12 protein-coding genes are annotated in these 15,027 nt (G+C 69.7%); 10 read left to right on the top strand and 2 right to left on the bottom strand.

Annotated features, from left to right (window positions below):
* The first annotated feature begins 81 nt into the window (after window positions 1-81).
* Both AC07OD_RS17070 and glpK read left to right on the top strand, forming a co-directional pair.
* Entirely contained in the window at window positions 82-846 is a 765-nt protein-coding gene (locus AC07OD_RS17070; protein ID WP_218296821.1) for a DeoR/GlpR family DNA-binding transcription regulator, read from the top strand.
* 160 nt (window positions 847-1,006) lie between these two features.
* A complete protein-coding gene (gene glpK / locus AC07OD_RS17065; protein ID WP_218296820.1) occupies window positions 1,007-2,500 on the top strand; it encodes a glycerol kinase GlpK in 1,494 nt (497 codons plus the stop codon).
* Between the two features lie 15 nt (window positions 2,501-2,515).
* Here glpK and AC07OD_RS17060 read toward each other — a convergent pair whose 3' ends face one another.
* On the bottom strand, window positions 2,516-3,235 hold the full coding sequence (locus AC07OD_RS17060; protein WP_494597611.1) for a GntR family transcriptional regulator: 720 nt from the start codon (window positions 3,233-3,235) through the stop codon (window positions 2,516-2,518).
* 94 nt (window positions 3,236-3,329) lie between these two features.
* On the opposite strand from AC07OD_RS17060, the gene AC07OD_RS17055 reads away from it, so the two are divergent.
* The 4 genes from AC07OD_RS17055 to proC all read left to right on the top strand — a co-directional run bounded on the left by AC07OD_RS17055 (window position 3,330) and on the right by proC (window position 7,790).
* Complete coding sequence (locus tag AC07OD_RS17055; RefSeq protein ID WP_494597610.1) at window positions 3,330-5,027, top strand: thiamine pyrophosphate-binding protein; 1,698 nt, start codon at window positions 3,330-3,332, stop codon at window positions 5,025-5,027.
* A 72-nt stretch (window positions 5,028-5,099) separates the two neighbouring features.
* A complete protein-coding gene (locus AC07OD_RS17050; protein ID WP_218296817.1) occupies window positions 5,100-6,077 on the top strand; it encodes a Bug family tripartite tricarboxylate transporter substrate binding protein in 978 nt (325 codons plus the stop codon).
* A gap of 17 nt (window positions 6,078-6,094) precedes the next feature.
* Entirely contained in the window at window positions 6,095-6,919 is an 825-nt protein-coding gene (locus AC07OD_RS17045) for a VOC family protein (protein ID WP_494597609.1), read from the top strand.
* 34 nt (window positions 6,920-6,953) lie between these two features.
* Window positions 6,954-7,790: a pyrroline-5-carboxylate reductase gene (gene proC / locus AC07OD_RS17040; protein ID WP_494597608.1), complete on the top strand. Its 837-nt coding sequence runs from the start codon at window positions 6,954-6,956 to the stop codon at window positions 7,788-7,790.
* A 94-nt stretch (window positions 7,791-7,884) separates the two neighbouring features.
* On the opposite strand, the gene ubiA is transcribed toward proC, so the two are convergent.
* Window positions 7,885-8,772, bottom strand: coding sequence for a 4-hydroxybenzoate octaprenyltransferase (gene ubiA, locus AC07OD_RS17035; RefSeq protein ID WP_218341238.1), 888 nt, complete (start codon window positions 8,770-8,772; stop codon window positions 7,885-7,887).
* Window positions 8,773-8,901: 129 nt separating this feature from the next.
* Here ubiA and AC07OD_RS17030 point away from each other — a divergent pair, with 129 nt between their 5' ends.
* From AC07OD_RS17030 to AC07OD_RS17015, 4 genes are read left to right on the top strand one after another with little or no spacing between them, the layout of a single operon-like run.
* The gene (locus AC07OD_RS17030; protein WP_494597607.1) at window positions 8,902-12,354 is read left to right on the top strand and encodes a response regulator; all 3,453 of its coding nucleotides are present in this window, start codon (window positions 8,902-8,904) and stop codon (window positions 12,352-12,354) included.
* A gap of 14 nt (window positions 12,355-12,368) precedes the next feature.
* Complete coding sequence (locus AC07OD_RS17025; protein ID WP_218296812.1) at window positions 12,369-13,208, top strand: CheR family methyltransferase; 840 nt, start codon at window positions 12,369-12,371, stop codon at window positions 13,206-13,208.
* The gene (locus AC07OD_RS17020) at window positions 13,205-13,816 is read left to right on the top strand and encodes a chemotaxis protein CheB (RefSeq protein WP_494597606.1); all 612 of its coding nucleotides are present in this window, start codon (window positions 13,205-13,207) and stop codon (window positions 13,814-13,816) included. Before AC07OD_RS17025 ends, AC07OD_RS17020 begins: the two co-directional genes overlap by 4 nt.
* Before the next feature lie 56 nt (window positions 13,817-13,872).
* Entirely contained in the window at window positions 13,873-15,009 is a 1,137-nt protein-coding gene (locus tag AC07OD_RS17015) for a hybrid sensor histidine kinase/response regulator (RefSeq protein ID WP_492245050.1), read from the top strand.
* Window positions 15,010-15,027 lie beyond the last annotated feature (18 nt).

Below are 15,027 nucleotides of genomic sequence, written 5' to 3'. Positions count from 1 at the left end.
CGTATTGAATCAAGGTTTACCCTTAACAGGTTCCTTTTTGTTCGATTTAAAGTATCTCCAATCCTCAGACCATTGATTCGCGTGAATACGAACCCCCGACAACTGCTGCTTCTCGAAGAAGTCCGCGCGCGCAAGTCCGCCACGGTCGAACAACTGGCCGACACGCTGGGCGTGACGCTGCAGACCGTGCGCCGCGATGTGCAGCGCCTGGCCGAGTCCGGCCTGCTCACGCGCTTCCATGGCGGCGTGCGCGTGCCCAGCTCCACGGTGGAGAACCTGGCCCACACCCAGCGCGAGACGCTGCATGCCGAAGGCAAGGCACGCATAGCGCGCGCCGTGGCCGAACAGGTGCCCAACGACTGCTCGCTGATCCTGAACATCGGCACGACCACGGAAGCCATCGCCAAGGCGCTGCTGCACCACCGTGGCCTGCGCGTGATCACCAACAACCTGAACGTGGCTGCCATCCTGAGCGGCAACCCCGAGTGCGAGGTCATCGTGGCCGGCGGCGTGGTGCGCGCGCGCGACCGCGGCATCGTGGGCGAGGCGGCGGTGGACTTCATCCGCCAGTTCAAGGTGGACATCGCGCTCATCGGCATCTCGGGCGTCGAGCCAGACGGCTCGCTGCGCGACTTCGACTACCGCGAGGTGAAGGTGGCGCAAACCATCATCGAGCAGTCGCGCGAGGTCTGGCTGGCGGCCGACCACAGCAAGTTCAACCGCCCGGCCATGGTGCAGCTGGCCACGCTGCAGCAGATCGACCGCCTGTTCACCGATGCGCCACCGCCCGAGCCCTTTCCCGTATTGCTCCAGGACGCCGAGGTCATCTGCACGGTCGCTGCATGACAGAAGGCCCCCCTGAGTCGCCTGCGGCGCCTCCCCCCGGTGGGGGACGACGCCCTCGCTGCGGGGCGGCCCTTGCTCGGCGTCCGCTGGCCTGGGCCGCGCGCTGATCGACCGCCGTGGACACTACGTGGATTCATACATTTCGGAGCCCCTCGTCACCATGACCTACCTGCTCGCCCTCGACCAAGGCACCTCCAGCTCCCGCAGCATCGTTTTTGACGAAGGCGGCCACATCGTGGCGCAGGCGCAGCTGGAGCTGCCGCAGATCTACCCCCAGCCCGGCTGGGTCGAGCATGACCCGCTGGAGATCTGGCGCACCCAGCTGGCCACGGCACGCGATGCGCTTGCCAAGGCGGGCATAGCAGCGAGCGCCGTGCGCGCGGTGGGCATCACCAACCAGCGCGAGACCACGGTGCTGTGGAACCGCAGGACCGGCCAGCCCGTGCACCACGCCATCGTTTGGCAGGACCGGCGTGCCGAACCCGCCTGCGCACAGCTGCGCGAACAAGGCCACGCAGCCACCATCCAGGCCAAGACCGGGCTGCTGGTGGACGCCTACTTCTCGGGCACCAAGCTGCAGTGGCTGCTGGACCATGTCCCCGGTGCGCGCGAAGCCGCCGAGCGCGGCGACCTGGCCTTTGGCACGGTGGACAGCTGGCTGATGTGGAAACTCACCCATGGCCAGGTGCATGTGACGGACGTGAGCAACGCCTCGCGCACCATGCTCTTCAATGTGCACACCAACCAGTGGGACGACGAGCTGCTGGCGCTGCTGCGCATTCCCAGGGCGCTGATGCCCGCAGTGCTGCCGTCGAGCGCCCACTTTGGCGACATCGCCCCCGACCTGCTGGGCCACTCCATCCGCATCGGCGGCGTGGCGGGCGACCAGCAAAGCGCGCTGTTCGGCCAGGCCTGCTTCACGGCCGGCATGGCCAAGAACACGTATGGCACCGGCTGCTTCATGCTGATGCACACGGGCGGCGTGTTCCAGACCAGCCAGAACGGCCTGCTCACCACCAGCGCGGCGCAGGCAGGCACGGCGCCCGAATACGCCATGGAGGGCAGTGTCTTCGTGGGCGGCGCCGTGGTGCAGTGGCTGCGCGACGGCCTGCGCGCCATCTCCACCAGCAACGAGGTCGAGTCGCTGGCGCAGAGCGTGCCCGACTCGGGCGGCGTGATGATGGTGCCCGCCTTCACGGGCCTGGGCGCCCCGTACTGGAAGCCCGATTCGCGCGGCACCATCACGGGCCTCACGCGCGGCACCACGCTGGGCCACATCGCCCGCGCAGCGCTGGAAAGCATCGCCTACCAGAGCGCCGCCCTGCTCCTGGCCATGAGCCGCGATGCCGTGGTCGCCGGCGGCGCACCGGTCAGCGAGCTGCGCGTGGACGGCGGCGCCTGCATCAACGACCTGCTGATGCAGTTCCAGGCCGACCTGCTGGGCATCCCCGTGGTGCGCCCGGCCGTCATCGAAACCACGGCCCTCGGTGCGGCCTACCTGGCGGGGCTGTCGAGCGGCGTGTACCGCAGCACGGACGAACTCTCGCAGCTGTGGCGCGCCGACCGCCGCTTCGTCCCCACGCTGGGCAGCGCGCGCGCGCAGGAGCTGATGGCGAACTGGGAACACGCCGTGCGGCAGACCACGGCCGCATAGGCAGGCTCACCGCCTTCAGGCCGCGGGCGGCATGGCCCCGGGCGGCTGCGCCTGCTCCTGCGGCAGGTAGATGCGCGCCAGCCCCCGCGTGATCGCGTCCACGATCTGGTCGCGCCGCAATGCGATGTGCGCGGACAGCAGACGCTCGCTCAGGGCCGGGTCCCGCGCGCGCAGGGCTTGCAGGATGTCCTGGTGCTCATGCTGGGTGGAATCGCGCCCGACGTTTTCCATGTCAATCCAGCGGATGAACCGGATGCGTTCATTGAGGCTCAGCAGCATGCGCCGCAATTCGGAATTGCCCGCCATGTCCGCGATGCGCATGTGAAAGCCCTCGTCCAGCTCCACCAGCCGCTGCACCGCAGCCGCGGCGGGAACGCGCCGGCTCTCCTCCAGGTAGGAACAGGCCTCTTCCACCTGGGCGTCCGTTGCCCGCTCGATCGCCAGCCGCATGCATTCGCGCTCGATCGCCACGCGCGCTTCATACAGGTCCAGCGTTTCCTGCACGTCGAGCGGGCGGCGCATGTAGCCCCGCGTGGCCGGCTGCAGGAACCCTTCCGTCACCAGCCGCCCCAGGGCCTCGCGCACGGGCGTGCGGCTCACGCCCAGACGCTCGGCCAGCTCGATTTCGCTCAGGCGCTCTCCGGGTTTGAACTGGTAGGCAATCGCCATGTGCCGCAGCGTGTTGTAGACGCTGGAACCTCTCTCGCGGCGAATCTTGGCAATGGGGGCTGTCATGGGGGTGTATTGTGCACGCGCTCTTTCAGAATTCATTTAGGTATACTTAAATGAATTCTCGCGAATCACCCCAACCCGACGAAGGCCCTCCGACATGACGACCCCTTTCAATGGCGCCGATGCGATGGTGCGCATGCTGCAGCACAACGGCGTGAAGCACATCTTCGGCCTGTGCGGCGACACCAGCCTGCCGTTCTATGACGCCCTGGCGCGCCTGGACCACGGCATCGACCACATCCTTACCCGCGACGAGCGCAGCGCCGGCTACATGGCCGACGCCTACGCCCGCGTGACCGGCAAGGTGGGTGTGTGCGAGGGCCCCAGCGGCGGGGGCGCCACCTACCTGCTGCCCGGGCTGGTGGAGGCCAACGAGTCCTCCGTGGCGGTGCTGGGCATCACCTCGGATGTGTCGGTGGGCGCGCGCGGCAAGTTCCCGCTGACCGAACTCGACCAGCAGGCACTCTACCGCCCCCTGACCAAATGGAACACCACCATCGACCGGGTGGACCAGATTCCGCATGCCGTGCGCAGCGCTTTCCGTGCCATGACCACGGGCCGCCCCGGCGCGGCCCACATCTGCCTGCCCTACGACGTGCAAAAACATGCCATCGACCCCGCGGAGGTGTGGGCGCAGCCAGGGCATGGCCAGTTTCCCGCCCACCGCTCGGCACCCGACCCCGCGGCGGTGGACGAGGCCGCCGACCGCCTCGTGGCGGCCACGTCGCCCGTGCTCATCTGCGGCGGCGGCGTGGTGATCGCTGGCGCCAGCGCGGCGCTCGACGCCCTGGCCACGCTGCTCAACGCGCCGGTCTGCACCAGCGTGAGCGGCCAGGGCAGCCTGGCCGACACGCACCCGCTGAACGCGGGCGTGGTCGGCACCAATGGCGGGATCGATGCCACCCGCGCCGTGGTGGCGCAGGCCGACCTCGTCCTGTTCATCGGCGCGCGCGCGGGCTCCACCACCACCGAGCACTGGCAGATGCCGTCCCGCAAGGTCACCATCCTGCACCTTGACGTGGATGCGATGACCATCGGCACCAACTACCGCACCGACGTGGCGCTGGTCGGGGATGCGCTGCTCGGCCTGCAGGCGCTGCACGCCGCGGTGCAGGCGCGCATCGGGCGCCGCCCCGCCCACGCGGCCGATGGCAGGGCGCTGGCCGGCGAGGCACGCGCCCGCAAGCAGGCCTTCTTCGCACCGCTGGCGGCATCGCTGGACCGCCCCATCAAGCCCGAGCGCGTGGTGGACGTGCTCAACCGGCTGCTGCCGCCCCGCGCCATCGTGGTGGCCGACCCCGGCACGCCCTGCCCCTACTTCACCGCCTACTTCAACGCACCGCAATCAGGGCGCCACTTCATCACCAACCGGGCGCACGGCGCGCTGGGCTTCGCCATGTCGGCCGGCGTGGGCGCGGCGTTCGGGCAGCCGGACTCGGTGGTGGTTTCCGTCATGGGCGACGGCAGTTTCGGCTTCACCTGCGGGGAGCTGGAGACCATCGTGCGCCGCAACGTGCCCCTGAAGATGATCGTGTTCTCCAATGCGGTCTATGGCTGGATCAAGGCCAGCCAGAAAACCGGCTACGACGGGCGCTACTTCTCCGTGGACTTCAACCGCACCCACCATGCGCGCGTGGCCGAGGCCTTCGGCGTGAAGGCCTGGCAGGTGGAAGACCCCGCGGACCTCGAGGGCGCCATCAGGGCGGCCCTCCTGCACGACGGCCCGGCGCTGGTCGACGTGGTCTCGCAGGAACTGCAGGACACGGCCGTGCCCGTGAGCCAGTGGATGGGCTGAGGCCCGCCCCCCGGCATGTCCGCGGGCGCCAGCCTTGGCGCCCGCCGCTGATTCACTTGAAGAGGAGTTTCCATGACCCGCACCGCGTCCCGCCGCCAGATCCTGTCGGCCGCCCTTGCATCCGCCCTGGGGCTGGGCGGCCCCGCGCTGGCCAGCAACGATGCCAACCTCAAGCTGGTGATCACCTTTCCACCGGGGGGCAGCACCGACATCGCGGCGCGCATCCTGCAGCCCCGCCTGGCCGAGAAGGCGGGCCGCCCGGTGGTCGTGGAGAACCGGCCCGGCGCGGCCAGCCAGATCGCCACGCAGTACGTGGCCAAGTCGGCCCCGGACGGCAACACCGTGCTGGTGAGCTTCGACACCCACGCCATCAACCCCATCGCCAAGCCCCGGCTGCCCTACGACACCTTCAAGGATTTCGCGGGCGTCTCGCTGGCGCTGCGGTTTCCGCTGGTGATCGGCGCCGCCGCCTCCGTGCCGGCCAAGGACCTGCGCGGCTTTCTCGACCTGGCCGCCAAGGCGCCCGGCAAATACAGTTACGCATCCACCGGCCTCGGCTCGATGAACCACCTGGTGATGGAGGACATCAAGCGCCGCTCCGGCACCTTCGTGCTGCATGTGCCCTTTGGCGGCGGCGGCCCCGCCGTCCAGGCGGTGCTGGGCGACGTGGCCAGCCTGACCTTGCTCAGCTATGCGGCGCTGCGCGGCCAGATCGCCGCGGGCAAGATCAAGCCGCTGGCCGTGACGGGCGCCCGGCGCCTGCCCGAACTGCCCGACGTGCCCACCGTGGCCGAATCGGGATTCCCCGGCTTCGAGGCCTATTCCTGGATCGGGCTGTTCGTGCCCGCCGCGACACCGGCCGCCACGGTGCACCAGCTGACCGAGGACTTCCAGGCCACCCTGCAGACGCCCGACATCAAGGCCAGGCTCACGCAGGCGGGCTTTGAAGTCGTCGCCAGCGACGGGCCGGGCCTGGAGCGCCACGTGCGCGAGGAATATGAGCGCTGGGGCAAATTCGTGCGCGAAACCCGGCTGAAGCTGGACGAATGACCATGGAGCCCCACGCCATGCCCTTCGCCCTGGACCACATCGTCATCGCCGTGGCCGACCTGCAAGCCGCCATCGCCGACTATCGCGCCCTGGGCCTGCAGGTGCTTCCCGGCGGGCAGCACCCGGGGCGCACCTCGCACAACGCCCTGGTGGTGTTTGCGGACGGCGCCTACCTGGAACTCATCGCATGGCGGGCCCCGGCCCCCGAAGAGCGCTGGTACCGCACGCTGCGCGACCATGGCGAGGGCCTGGTGGACTTCGCGCTGCGTGCGCCGGACACCGTGCAGGCGCTGGCGGACGCACGCGCGCGCAGGCTCGGCACCCTGACCGGCCCGGTCGACGGCGGCCGGCTGCGGCCCGACGGCGTGCAGCTTCGCTGGCAGACCGCGCGCCACGTCACGCCGGACGTTCCCTTCCTGTGCGGCGACATCACCCCCCGGGCCCTGCGCGTGCCCGAAGGCGCCGCCCGCGTCCACCCCAACGGCGCAGAGGGCGCTGCGGCGCTGACGGTGGCCGTGCACGACCTGGATGCCACCCTGGCGCGCTACCAGGCCCTGCTGGGCGCGCAGGCGCAGGCCGCCACCCTGGCCAGCGCAGGCGGAATCCGCACCGCGCGGCTCCCGCTGGGCAGCACGCTGCTGTGGCTGCAGAGCCCCGAGCGCGCGGCCAGCGCCCCCGGCGCGGCAGAACCGCCCGCCGCCCAGGCGCTGCGCGAGCGGCTGGCCTCGCGCGGCGAAGGGCCCTGCGCGCTGGTCCTTCGCCGCCGCGCTGACACGCTCCCGCCCGGCACCGCGGCCACCCACGGCGTCGCGCTCCAATGGCTGGCCGCCGAGATTCCCTAAACTGCCAGCTTTTGATTCCCTCCGCCTGCCCGACATGAACACCACCGCCGCTCCCACCTCCCTGCCCGTCATCGCCTTCATCGGCGGTGGCAACATGGCCAGCGCCATCATTGGCGGGCTGATCCACCAGGGCCACCCCGCCCGCGACATCGAAGTGGTCGAGCCCTGGCCCGAAGCGCGCGAGGCGCTGCGCAAGAACTACGGGATCGAGGCCCAGCCCGAAGCCGGCCCCGCCCTGCAGCGCGCCCGCATCGTGGTCTGGGCCGTCAAGCCCCAGACCTTCAAGGACGCGGCCGCCCAGGCCCGGGCCCACACGCAGGACGCGCTGCACCTGAGCGTGGCCGCCGGCATCCGCTCGGACAGCATCGCCCAATGGCTGGGCACCGAACGCATCGTGCGCACCATGCCCAACACGCCGGCGCTGGTGGGCAAGGGCATGAGCGCGCTGTATGCCCGCCCCGCCGTGGGCGCGGCCGCCCGCGTGCAGGTCGAGTCCATCATGGCGTCCACCGGGGAATTCCTGTGGATGGAAAGCGAAAAGCAGCTCGACGCGGTCACGGCGCTGTCGGGTTCGGGCCCGGCGTATGTCTTTTACTTCCTGGAAGCCATGACCCGGGCGGGCGTCGGCATGGGGCTGTCGCAGCAGCAGGCGCACCAGCTGGCCGTGGGCACGTTCGTGGGCGCATCGGAGCTGGCGCGCCGCTCCGACGAGCCGCCCGCCGTGCTGCGCCAGCGCGTCACCTCCAAAGGCGGCACCACCTACGCGGCGCTGCAGTCCATGGAGGCCGCGGGCATGGGCGCGAGCTTCGAGGCCGCCATGCGCGCCGCCGAGCAGCGGGCGCTTGAACTGGGCGATGAATTCGGCGGCTAAGCCCCGAGGCGCTGCCCTGGCCGGGGCCATGCCGTCCGCGGCCAGCGGGTACCGCGCAGCCCCGTGACAGGCGGAGACACCGTCTGCAAACGGGTCAATGGGCCGCCAGCTGGCGCAGCAGATAGCTGCCGGCGATCCCCGCGAACACCGTGGCGCCGAGCCAGTGGTTGACCCGGAAGGCCTTGAAGCACCCCTCGCGGGTGCGGTGGCGGATCAGGCGCCAATGCCACAGCACCTGCGCGAGCGCCCCGGCGATTGCTATGTAAAACATAGCACCTAGCGCATACCGATCAAGCGCTACAGCCCAAATGGACAGGAAGAGCAGATAGAACGCCACGATGGCCGCCACGTCCAGGCGGCCCAGCGTGATGGCCGAGGTCTTGATGCCGATCCGCAGGTCGTCGTCGCGGTCCACCATGGCGTATTCGGTGTCGTAGGCCAGCACCCAGAACAGGTTGCCCAGCCACATCCACCAGGCCACGGCAGGCACCGCGCCCTGCACCGCGGCGAACGCGATCACGATGCCGAAATTGAACGCGATGCCCAGCACCGCCTGCGGCATGGAGATCACGCGCTTGGAGAACGGGTAGGCGATGGCCACCAGCAGCGCGGGCACCGACCAGGCGATGGCCGCGGCGTTGGTGGTGAGCACCAGGCCGAACGCCAGCAGCGCCAGCACCGCGCCCAGGGCCAGGGCTTCCTTCACGCCCACGGCGCCCGTGGTGACCGGGCGCTGCGCCGTGCGCTTGACATGCCTGTCGAAGTCGCGGTCGGCCACGTCGTTCACGCAGCAGCCCGCGCTGCGCATGAGGATGGTGCCCAGCACGAACACCGCCAGCAGGTGCCAGCCCGGAAACCCGTCCGCCGCGATCCACAGCGCGCTGAGCGTGGGCCACAGGCATACCAGCCAGCCGGCGGGGCGGTCCCAGCGGATGAGGTCAAGGTACAGGGCGAAGCGGCTGCGCAAAGATACGGACGGCATGCGGGCTGAGCGGAAAAGGACGGTGGAAACCCGCCGGACACGCGGGCGCACCGAATGTAGCAGGGAGGGTACGGGCAGCCCGAAGAACCGGTAAAGTCTCCCGTTCCCTTCCACTACGGACCAGCCCGCATGCCCCGATCATCGAGCCCCCAGGCCGCCACGCGCTTTGCCATCCCCCGCACGCTGCTGGCGGGTTTCGTGGTGGCGGCCCTGGCCACGCTGGTCATCGCTCTGGTCAATTTCCGCGCCTCCGAACTGCGCGCCGACGCGGTCGATGCGATGGACCGGACCACCCTGGCGATGCGCCAGCTCAATCTGCTGAGTTCGGCCCTCAAGGACGCGGAGACGGGCCAGCGGGGCTACCTGCTGACGGGCGAAGCCCCCTACCTGCAGCCCTACCAGCTCGCGCTCACCGCGGTGGAGCGGCAGATGTCCGCCCTGAAGGCCAGCACGGCGGACAACCCCGTGCAGCGGCGGCTGGTGGTGCAGATCGATGACCTGGCCCAGCAAAAGCTGCGCGAGCTGAACGAAACCATCGAGCTGCGCAAGGCCGGCAATGCCGACGGCGCGATGGCGCTCGTGCGCACCGATGCCGGCAAGAACCTCATGGACCGCGTGCGCGACCTGGCCGCCGACCTGTTCACGCTGCAAAGCCAGCAGCTGGAAGCCCGCCGCCAGCAGTGGGTGGATGCCGCCACGGCCTCCGCCTACTACTCGTGGGGCGGCTCGCTGGTGCTGCTGGTGCTGATCTGCGTCTCCGCCGCGCTGACCGCGCGCGAATACCGCGCCAAGGCCCTGCAGTCCTGGGTGGCGGCGGGCCTCACCGGCCTGGGCCAGCGCATCCAGGGCGACCACCGGCTCGAGGACATCGGCGAGCTGGCCCTGGAATACCTGGCCACCTACCTCAAGGCCTCCGTCGGCGCGGGCTATGCGGCCAATGGCCACGGCAGCTTCGCGCTGTTTGGCGGCTATGCCCTGCCGCGCGAACGCCTGGAGCAGAAGCTCCTCGCGGGCGAGGGCCTCGTCGGGCAGGCCGTGCGCTCGCGCCAGCTGCTGCATGTGCGCGATGTGCCGCCGGGCCACCTGCAGGTCGCCTCGGGCACCGGGCAGTCCGGCCCGGCCGAGCTGCTGGTGGCGCCCGCAGTGGAAAACGGCGAAGTCTTCGCCGTGATCGAGCTGGGCTTCTACCGGCCGGTGGGCGAGGCCGAGCGCGACCTGATGGAGCGCGCCTCGGAGATGCTGGCCGTGGCCATCCGCTCGGGCATCGACCGCACGCGCCTTGAATCCCTGCTGGAAGAAACCCAGCGCCAGTCCGAGGAGCTGCAGATGCAGCAGGAAGAGCTGCGGGTCAACAACGAGGAGCTGGAGCAGCAAAGCCGCGTGCTGCAGGAATCGCAGGCGCAGATGGAAGTGCAGCAGACCGAGCTGGAGCAGACCAACGCGCACCTGGAAGAGCAGACCCAGCAGCTCGAGCACCAGCGCGAACAGCTCCTGCGCGCCCAGAGCGCGCTGACCGACAAGGCCCGCGAGCTGGAACTGTCGAGCCAGTACAAGAGCGAATTCCTGGCCAACATGAGCCATGAGCTGCGCACGCCCCTCAACTCCACGCTGATCCTGGCCAAGCTGCTGTCGGACAACAAGCCCGGCAACCTCAGCGGCGACCAGGTGAAGTACGCGCAGACCATCTACGCGGCCGGCAACGACCTGCTGGCGCTCATCAATGACATCCTGGATCTGTCCAAGATCGAGGCAGGCCAGGCCACCGTGGCCGTGGAGCCGGTTTCCATCGCACGGGCCGTGCAGGCACTGGTGGACCCGCTGCGCCCGCTGGCCCAGGAAAGGGGCCTGGCGCTCAACGCCACCGTGGCCCCGGACGTGCCCGCGACCATGGACACCGACCCCCTGCGCCTGGGACAGGTGCTCAAGAACCTGCTGTCGAATGCGATCAAGTTCACCGAGCAGGGCTCGGTGGCGCTGCACGTGTCCCGCAACCCCGGCGACACGCTGTCGTTCGTGGTCAAGGACACCGGCATCGGCATTCCCGCGCACCAGCAGGAACTGATCTTCGAAGCCTTCCGCCAGGCCGATGGCAGCACCCACCGCAAGTACGGCGGCACGGGCCTGGGCCTGTCGATCTCACGCGACCTGGCGCAGCTGCTGGGCGGGCACATCACCGTGGAAAGCACGCCCGGCCAGGGCAGCGTGTTCACGCTGGTCCTGCCCCTGCAGCTGGAAGCGGCCATGCCGGTGGCGCCCCTCCTGCCCGCGAGCGTGCGGGCGGAGCCCGCCCCGCCCGCCGATGCGCCCGCGCGGCTGCCTGCCGCGGCGCCGCAGGACGCCCCGCCCCCTCCGGGCACCCGCGCGGGCCCGGCGCCACTGCCGCGTGCCGGTGCGCGCAGCATTCTCATCATCGAGGACGACGAACGCTTTGCGCACATCCTGCGCGACCTGGCCCAGGAAATGGGCTTCGAGTGCGCCGTGGCCCTGAACGCCGCCGACGGCATGCTGGCCGCCACGCAGAGCCTGCCCAGCGCCATCGTGCTGGACGTGAACCTGCCGGACTTCTCGGGGCTGGGCGTGCTCGACCAGCTCAAGCGCAACCCGGCCACGCGCCACATCCCCGTGCACGTGGTGTCGGTGGCCGACTATTCGCAGGAAGCCATGGGCCGGGGCGCCGTGGGCTACGCGCTCAAGCCGGTCAAGCGCGAGGAACTGGTGCATGCGCTGGAACGCCTGGAGGCCAAGTTCACCCAGAACATGCACCGCGTGCTGGTGGTCGAAGACGACGAGCGCCAGCGGGAAAGCGTGCGCCACCTGCTCAGCCGCGATGGCGTGGAGATCGTCTGCGCCGGCACCGCCGCCGCCGCCCTCGAACACCTGCGCGGCGCGACCTTCGACTGCATGGTGATGGACCTGAACCTGCCCGACCTGAACGGCTACGAGCTGCTGCAGCAGATGACCGAGCAGGACGGCGTGTCGTTCCCGCCCGTCATCGTGTACACCGGCAGGGCGCTGTCGCGCGACGAGGAACAGCTGCTGCGGCGCTTCTCCAAGTCCATCATCATCAAGGACGCCCGCTCGCCCGAGCGGCTGCTGGACGAAGTCACGCTGTTCCTGCACCAGGTGGAGTCCGAGCTGTCCGCCGAACACCGCCAGATGCTGCAGGTGGCCCGCAACCGGGACACGGCCCTGGAAGGGCGCACCGTGCTCGTGGTGGAGGACGACGTGCGCAACGTGTTCGCGCTCTCCAGCATCCTCGAGCCCTCGGGCATCCGCGTGGAGATCGCCCGCAACGGCCGCGAGGCGCTGGACGCCCTGGCCCGCGCCGACAGCGGCGCGAGCGCCCATGCCATCGACCTCGTGCTCATGGACATCATGATGCCGGAGATGGACGGCTACACCGCCATGCGCGAGATTCGCGCCCGCCCGGAATGGCGGCGCCTGCCCATCATCGCGCTCACCGCCAAGGCCATGAAGGACGACCAGGAAAAATGCCTGGCGGCCGGAGCCAACGACTACATCGCCAAGCCGCTCGACGTGGAAAAGCTGCTGTCGCTGGTGCGGGTCTGGATGCCCAAGTAACCCGGCAGCGCACCATGCCCCACCGCAAGAAGGCACGCACGGCGGACATCGAGCAGCGCCTGCTGATCGATGCGATCTACCACCGCTACCACTACGATTTCAGGGGCTATGCGCAGGCGTCCCTCAAGCGGCGATTGAACACGGCCCTGCTGCAGTTCCAGTGCCAGACGCTCTCGCAGCTGCAGGACCGCGTGCTGCACGAGCCCGCGGTGTTCCCGGCACTGCTCGAGTACCTCACGGTGCAGGTCAGCGACATGTTCCGCGACCCAAGCTACTTCCTGTCGCTGCGCAACGAGGTGGTGCCCCTGCTGCGCACCTACCCGTCGCTCAAGGTCTGGGTGGCGGGCTGCAGCGCGGGCGAGGAGGTGTATTCGCTGGCCATCCTGCTGCACGAGGAAGGCCTGCTCGAGCGCACGCTGATCTACGCCACCGACATCAACCCCCATGCGCTGCATGCCGCCGAGGCCGGCGTGTTCGACGTGGCCCGTGTCGCGTCCTTCACCGAGAACCATGCCCGCTCGGGCGCGCGCAGCTCCCTGTCGGACTACTACTCGGCTCACTACGGGCGGGCGGTGTTCGACAAGTCGCTCAAGGAGCACATGGTGTTCTCGGACCACAGCCTGGCCACCGACAGCGTGTTCGCCGAGATGCACCTGGTCTCCTGCCGCAACGTGCTCATCTACTTCGAGCGCGAACTGCAGGACCGGGCGCTGGGGCTGTTCCGCGACGCGCTGTGCCACCGGGGCTTCCTGGGCCTGGGCTCCAAGGAGTCGCTGCGGTTCTCCGGCCAGGCGGATGCCTTTGACGACCTCGTGCCCGAGGACCGCATCTACCGCAAGAAGGCGGGCCTGTGACGCGGCCACGACACCCGCCAGCCGAGCCCCTGGAGGGCTACGACGCCATCGTGGTGGGCGGGTCCTCCGGCGGCATCGATGCGCTCATGCAGGTGCTGCCCGCGCTGCCCGCCAGCCTGCGCGCCGCAGTGCTGATCGTGCTGCACCTGCCCCGCGACCGGCGCAGCCTGCTGGCGGAGATCTTCCGGCAACGCTGCGCGCTCCCCCTGCACGAAGCGCAGGACAAGCAGTCCATCGCCCCGGGCGCGGTGTACTTCGCGCCGCCGGACTACCACCTGCTGGTGGATGCGGGGCCGGGCATCGCGCTGTCCGTGGACGCGCCCGTGCATTTCTCGCGCCCCTCGATCGACGTGCTCTTCGAATCCGCGGCCGACCAGTATGGCGGCCGCCTGGTGGGCATCCTGCTCTCGGGCGCCAACGAGGACGGGGCCCACGGCCTGCGGTCCATCCGCGCCGCGGGCGGGCTGGCCATCGTCCAGGAACCCGCCAGCGCGGCCATGCCCACCATGCCGCAGGCCGCGCTGGCCTGCACCGAGGCCCACCACGTCCTGCCCCCCAAAGGCATTGCCGATCTGATCGCAGACCTGCACCGCCAGCGCCTGCTGTGATGCACCGCGCCCTTACCCACCCCGACGCCCACATCCTCTCCCCGCACGCGAAGACCATGCCACACACCGACCGCATCAAATGCCTGCTCGTCGATGACATTCCTGAAAACCTGATCGCGCTGGAAGCGCTGCTGCAGCGCGACGGCCTCGACATCCTGAAGGCCCAGTCCGGCCCGCAGGCACTGGAGCTGCTGCTCGCCCACGGGGACGTGGCGCTGGCCCTGCTCGATGTGCAGATGCCGGAGATGAATGGCTTCGAGCTGGCCGAACTGATCCGCGGCAGCGAGCGCACGCGCCATATTCCGCTGATCTTCATGACCGCCGGTTCCCGCGAGCAGAACTGGCAGTTCCGGGGCTACGAAAGCGGTGCGGTGGACTTTCTGTACAAGCCCATCGAACCGCACGTGCTCACCAGCAAGGCCAACGTGTTCTTCGAGCTGCACCGGCGCAAGCAGGCCCTGGCCCACGAACTGAAGGAGCGCACGGCGGCACTGCGCATCAACGAGATGTTCATGGCAGTGCTGAGCCACGACCTGCGCACGCCCCTGATGTCGATCACGGCGGCCGCCACGGTGCTCAAGCGCCAGCCCGATGCCGAGAAGGTGGGCGCGATGGCCGACCGGGTGCTCAGCAGCAGCCAGCGCATGGGCCGGATGATCGAAGACCTGCTGGACGTCACCCGCATACGCCACGCGGGCGGGCTGGCCCTGCAGCTGGGCCCCGTCGGCATGCAGGCCGTGGTGCAGCGCGCGCTGGACGAGGTGCAGACCGGGTTCCCGGCCCACCGCATCGAGTCCACGCTGGCGGGGGACCTGGCCGGGGTCTGGGACGCCGAGCGCATGTGCCAGGTGATGACCAACCTGGTGGGCAATGCCATCCACCACGGCGATCCCGCGCAACCCGTGCGCATCGCGGTGGACGGAACCCAGGCGGGGAGCGTGTCGGTCTCGGTGGCCAACGGGGGCGTGATACCGCCAGGCCTGCTGCCCCATCTTTTCGACCCGTTCCACGGACGGGAAAGAGAGCCGGGACGCCACCAGGGGCTGGGGCTGGGACTGTTCATCGCGCACCAGATCGTTCGCGCGCACTCGGGGAACATCGAGGTGTGCTCACAGGACGCAAGCACCTCTTTTCGCGTGACCCTGCCCCGGGTCTCGCCTGCGCCCGGCGATCGCAAGGCACCGCCGGCCTGAGCCGGCACCGCGGTGGCG

The organism is Acidovorax sp. GW821-FHT10E03 (assembly GCF_059415205.1).
Note: the sequence above shows the minus strand (reverse complement) of the source record. Positions and strands in the feature narration are given on the sequence as shown.

Excerpts from the sequence above, each read along its gene's own strand:
- glpK (WP_218296820.1), top strand. The coding sequence starts at position 1,007 with ATGACCTACCTGCTCGCCCTCGACCAAGGCACCTCCAGCTCCCGCAGC.
- AC07OD_RS17060 (WP_494597611.1), bottom strand. The coding sequence starts at position 3,235 with ATGACAGCCCCCATTGCCAAGATTCGCCGCGAGAGAGGTTCCAGCGTC.
- AC07OD_RS17055 (WP_494597610.1), top strand. The coding sequence starts at position 3,330 with ATGACGACCCCTTTCAATGGCGCCGATGCGATGGTGCGCATGCTGCAG.
- AC07OD_RS17050 (WP_218296817.1), top strand. The coding sequence starts at position 5,100 with ATGACCCGCACCGCGTCCCGCCGCCAGATCCTGTCGGCCGCCCTTGCA.
- AC07OD_RS17045 (WP_494597609.1), top strand. The coding sequence starts at position 6,095 with ATGCCCTTCGCCCTGGACCACATCGTCATCGCCGTGGCCGACCTGCAA.
- proC (WP_494597608.1), top strand. The coding sequence starts at position 6,954 with ATGAACACCACCGCCGCTCCCACCTCCCTGCCCGTCATCGCCTTCATC.
- ubiA (WP_218341238.1), bottom strand. The coding sequence starts at position 8,772 with ATGCCGTCCGTATCTTTGCGCAGCCGCTTCGCCCTGTACCTTGACCTC.
- AC07OD_RS17030 (WP_494597607.1), top strand. The coding sequence starts at position 8,902 with ATGCCCCGATCATCGAGCCCCCAGGCCGCCACGCGCTTTGCCATCCCC.
- AC07OD_RS17025 (WP_218296812.1), top strand. The coding sequence starts at position 12,369 with ATGCCCCACCGCAAGAAGGCACGCACGGCGGACATCGAGCAGCGCCTG.
- AC07OD_RS17015 (WP_492245050.1), top strand. The coding sequence starts at position 13,873 with ATGCCACACACCGACCGCATCAAATGCCTGCTCGTCGATGACATTCCT.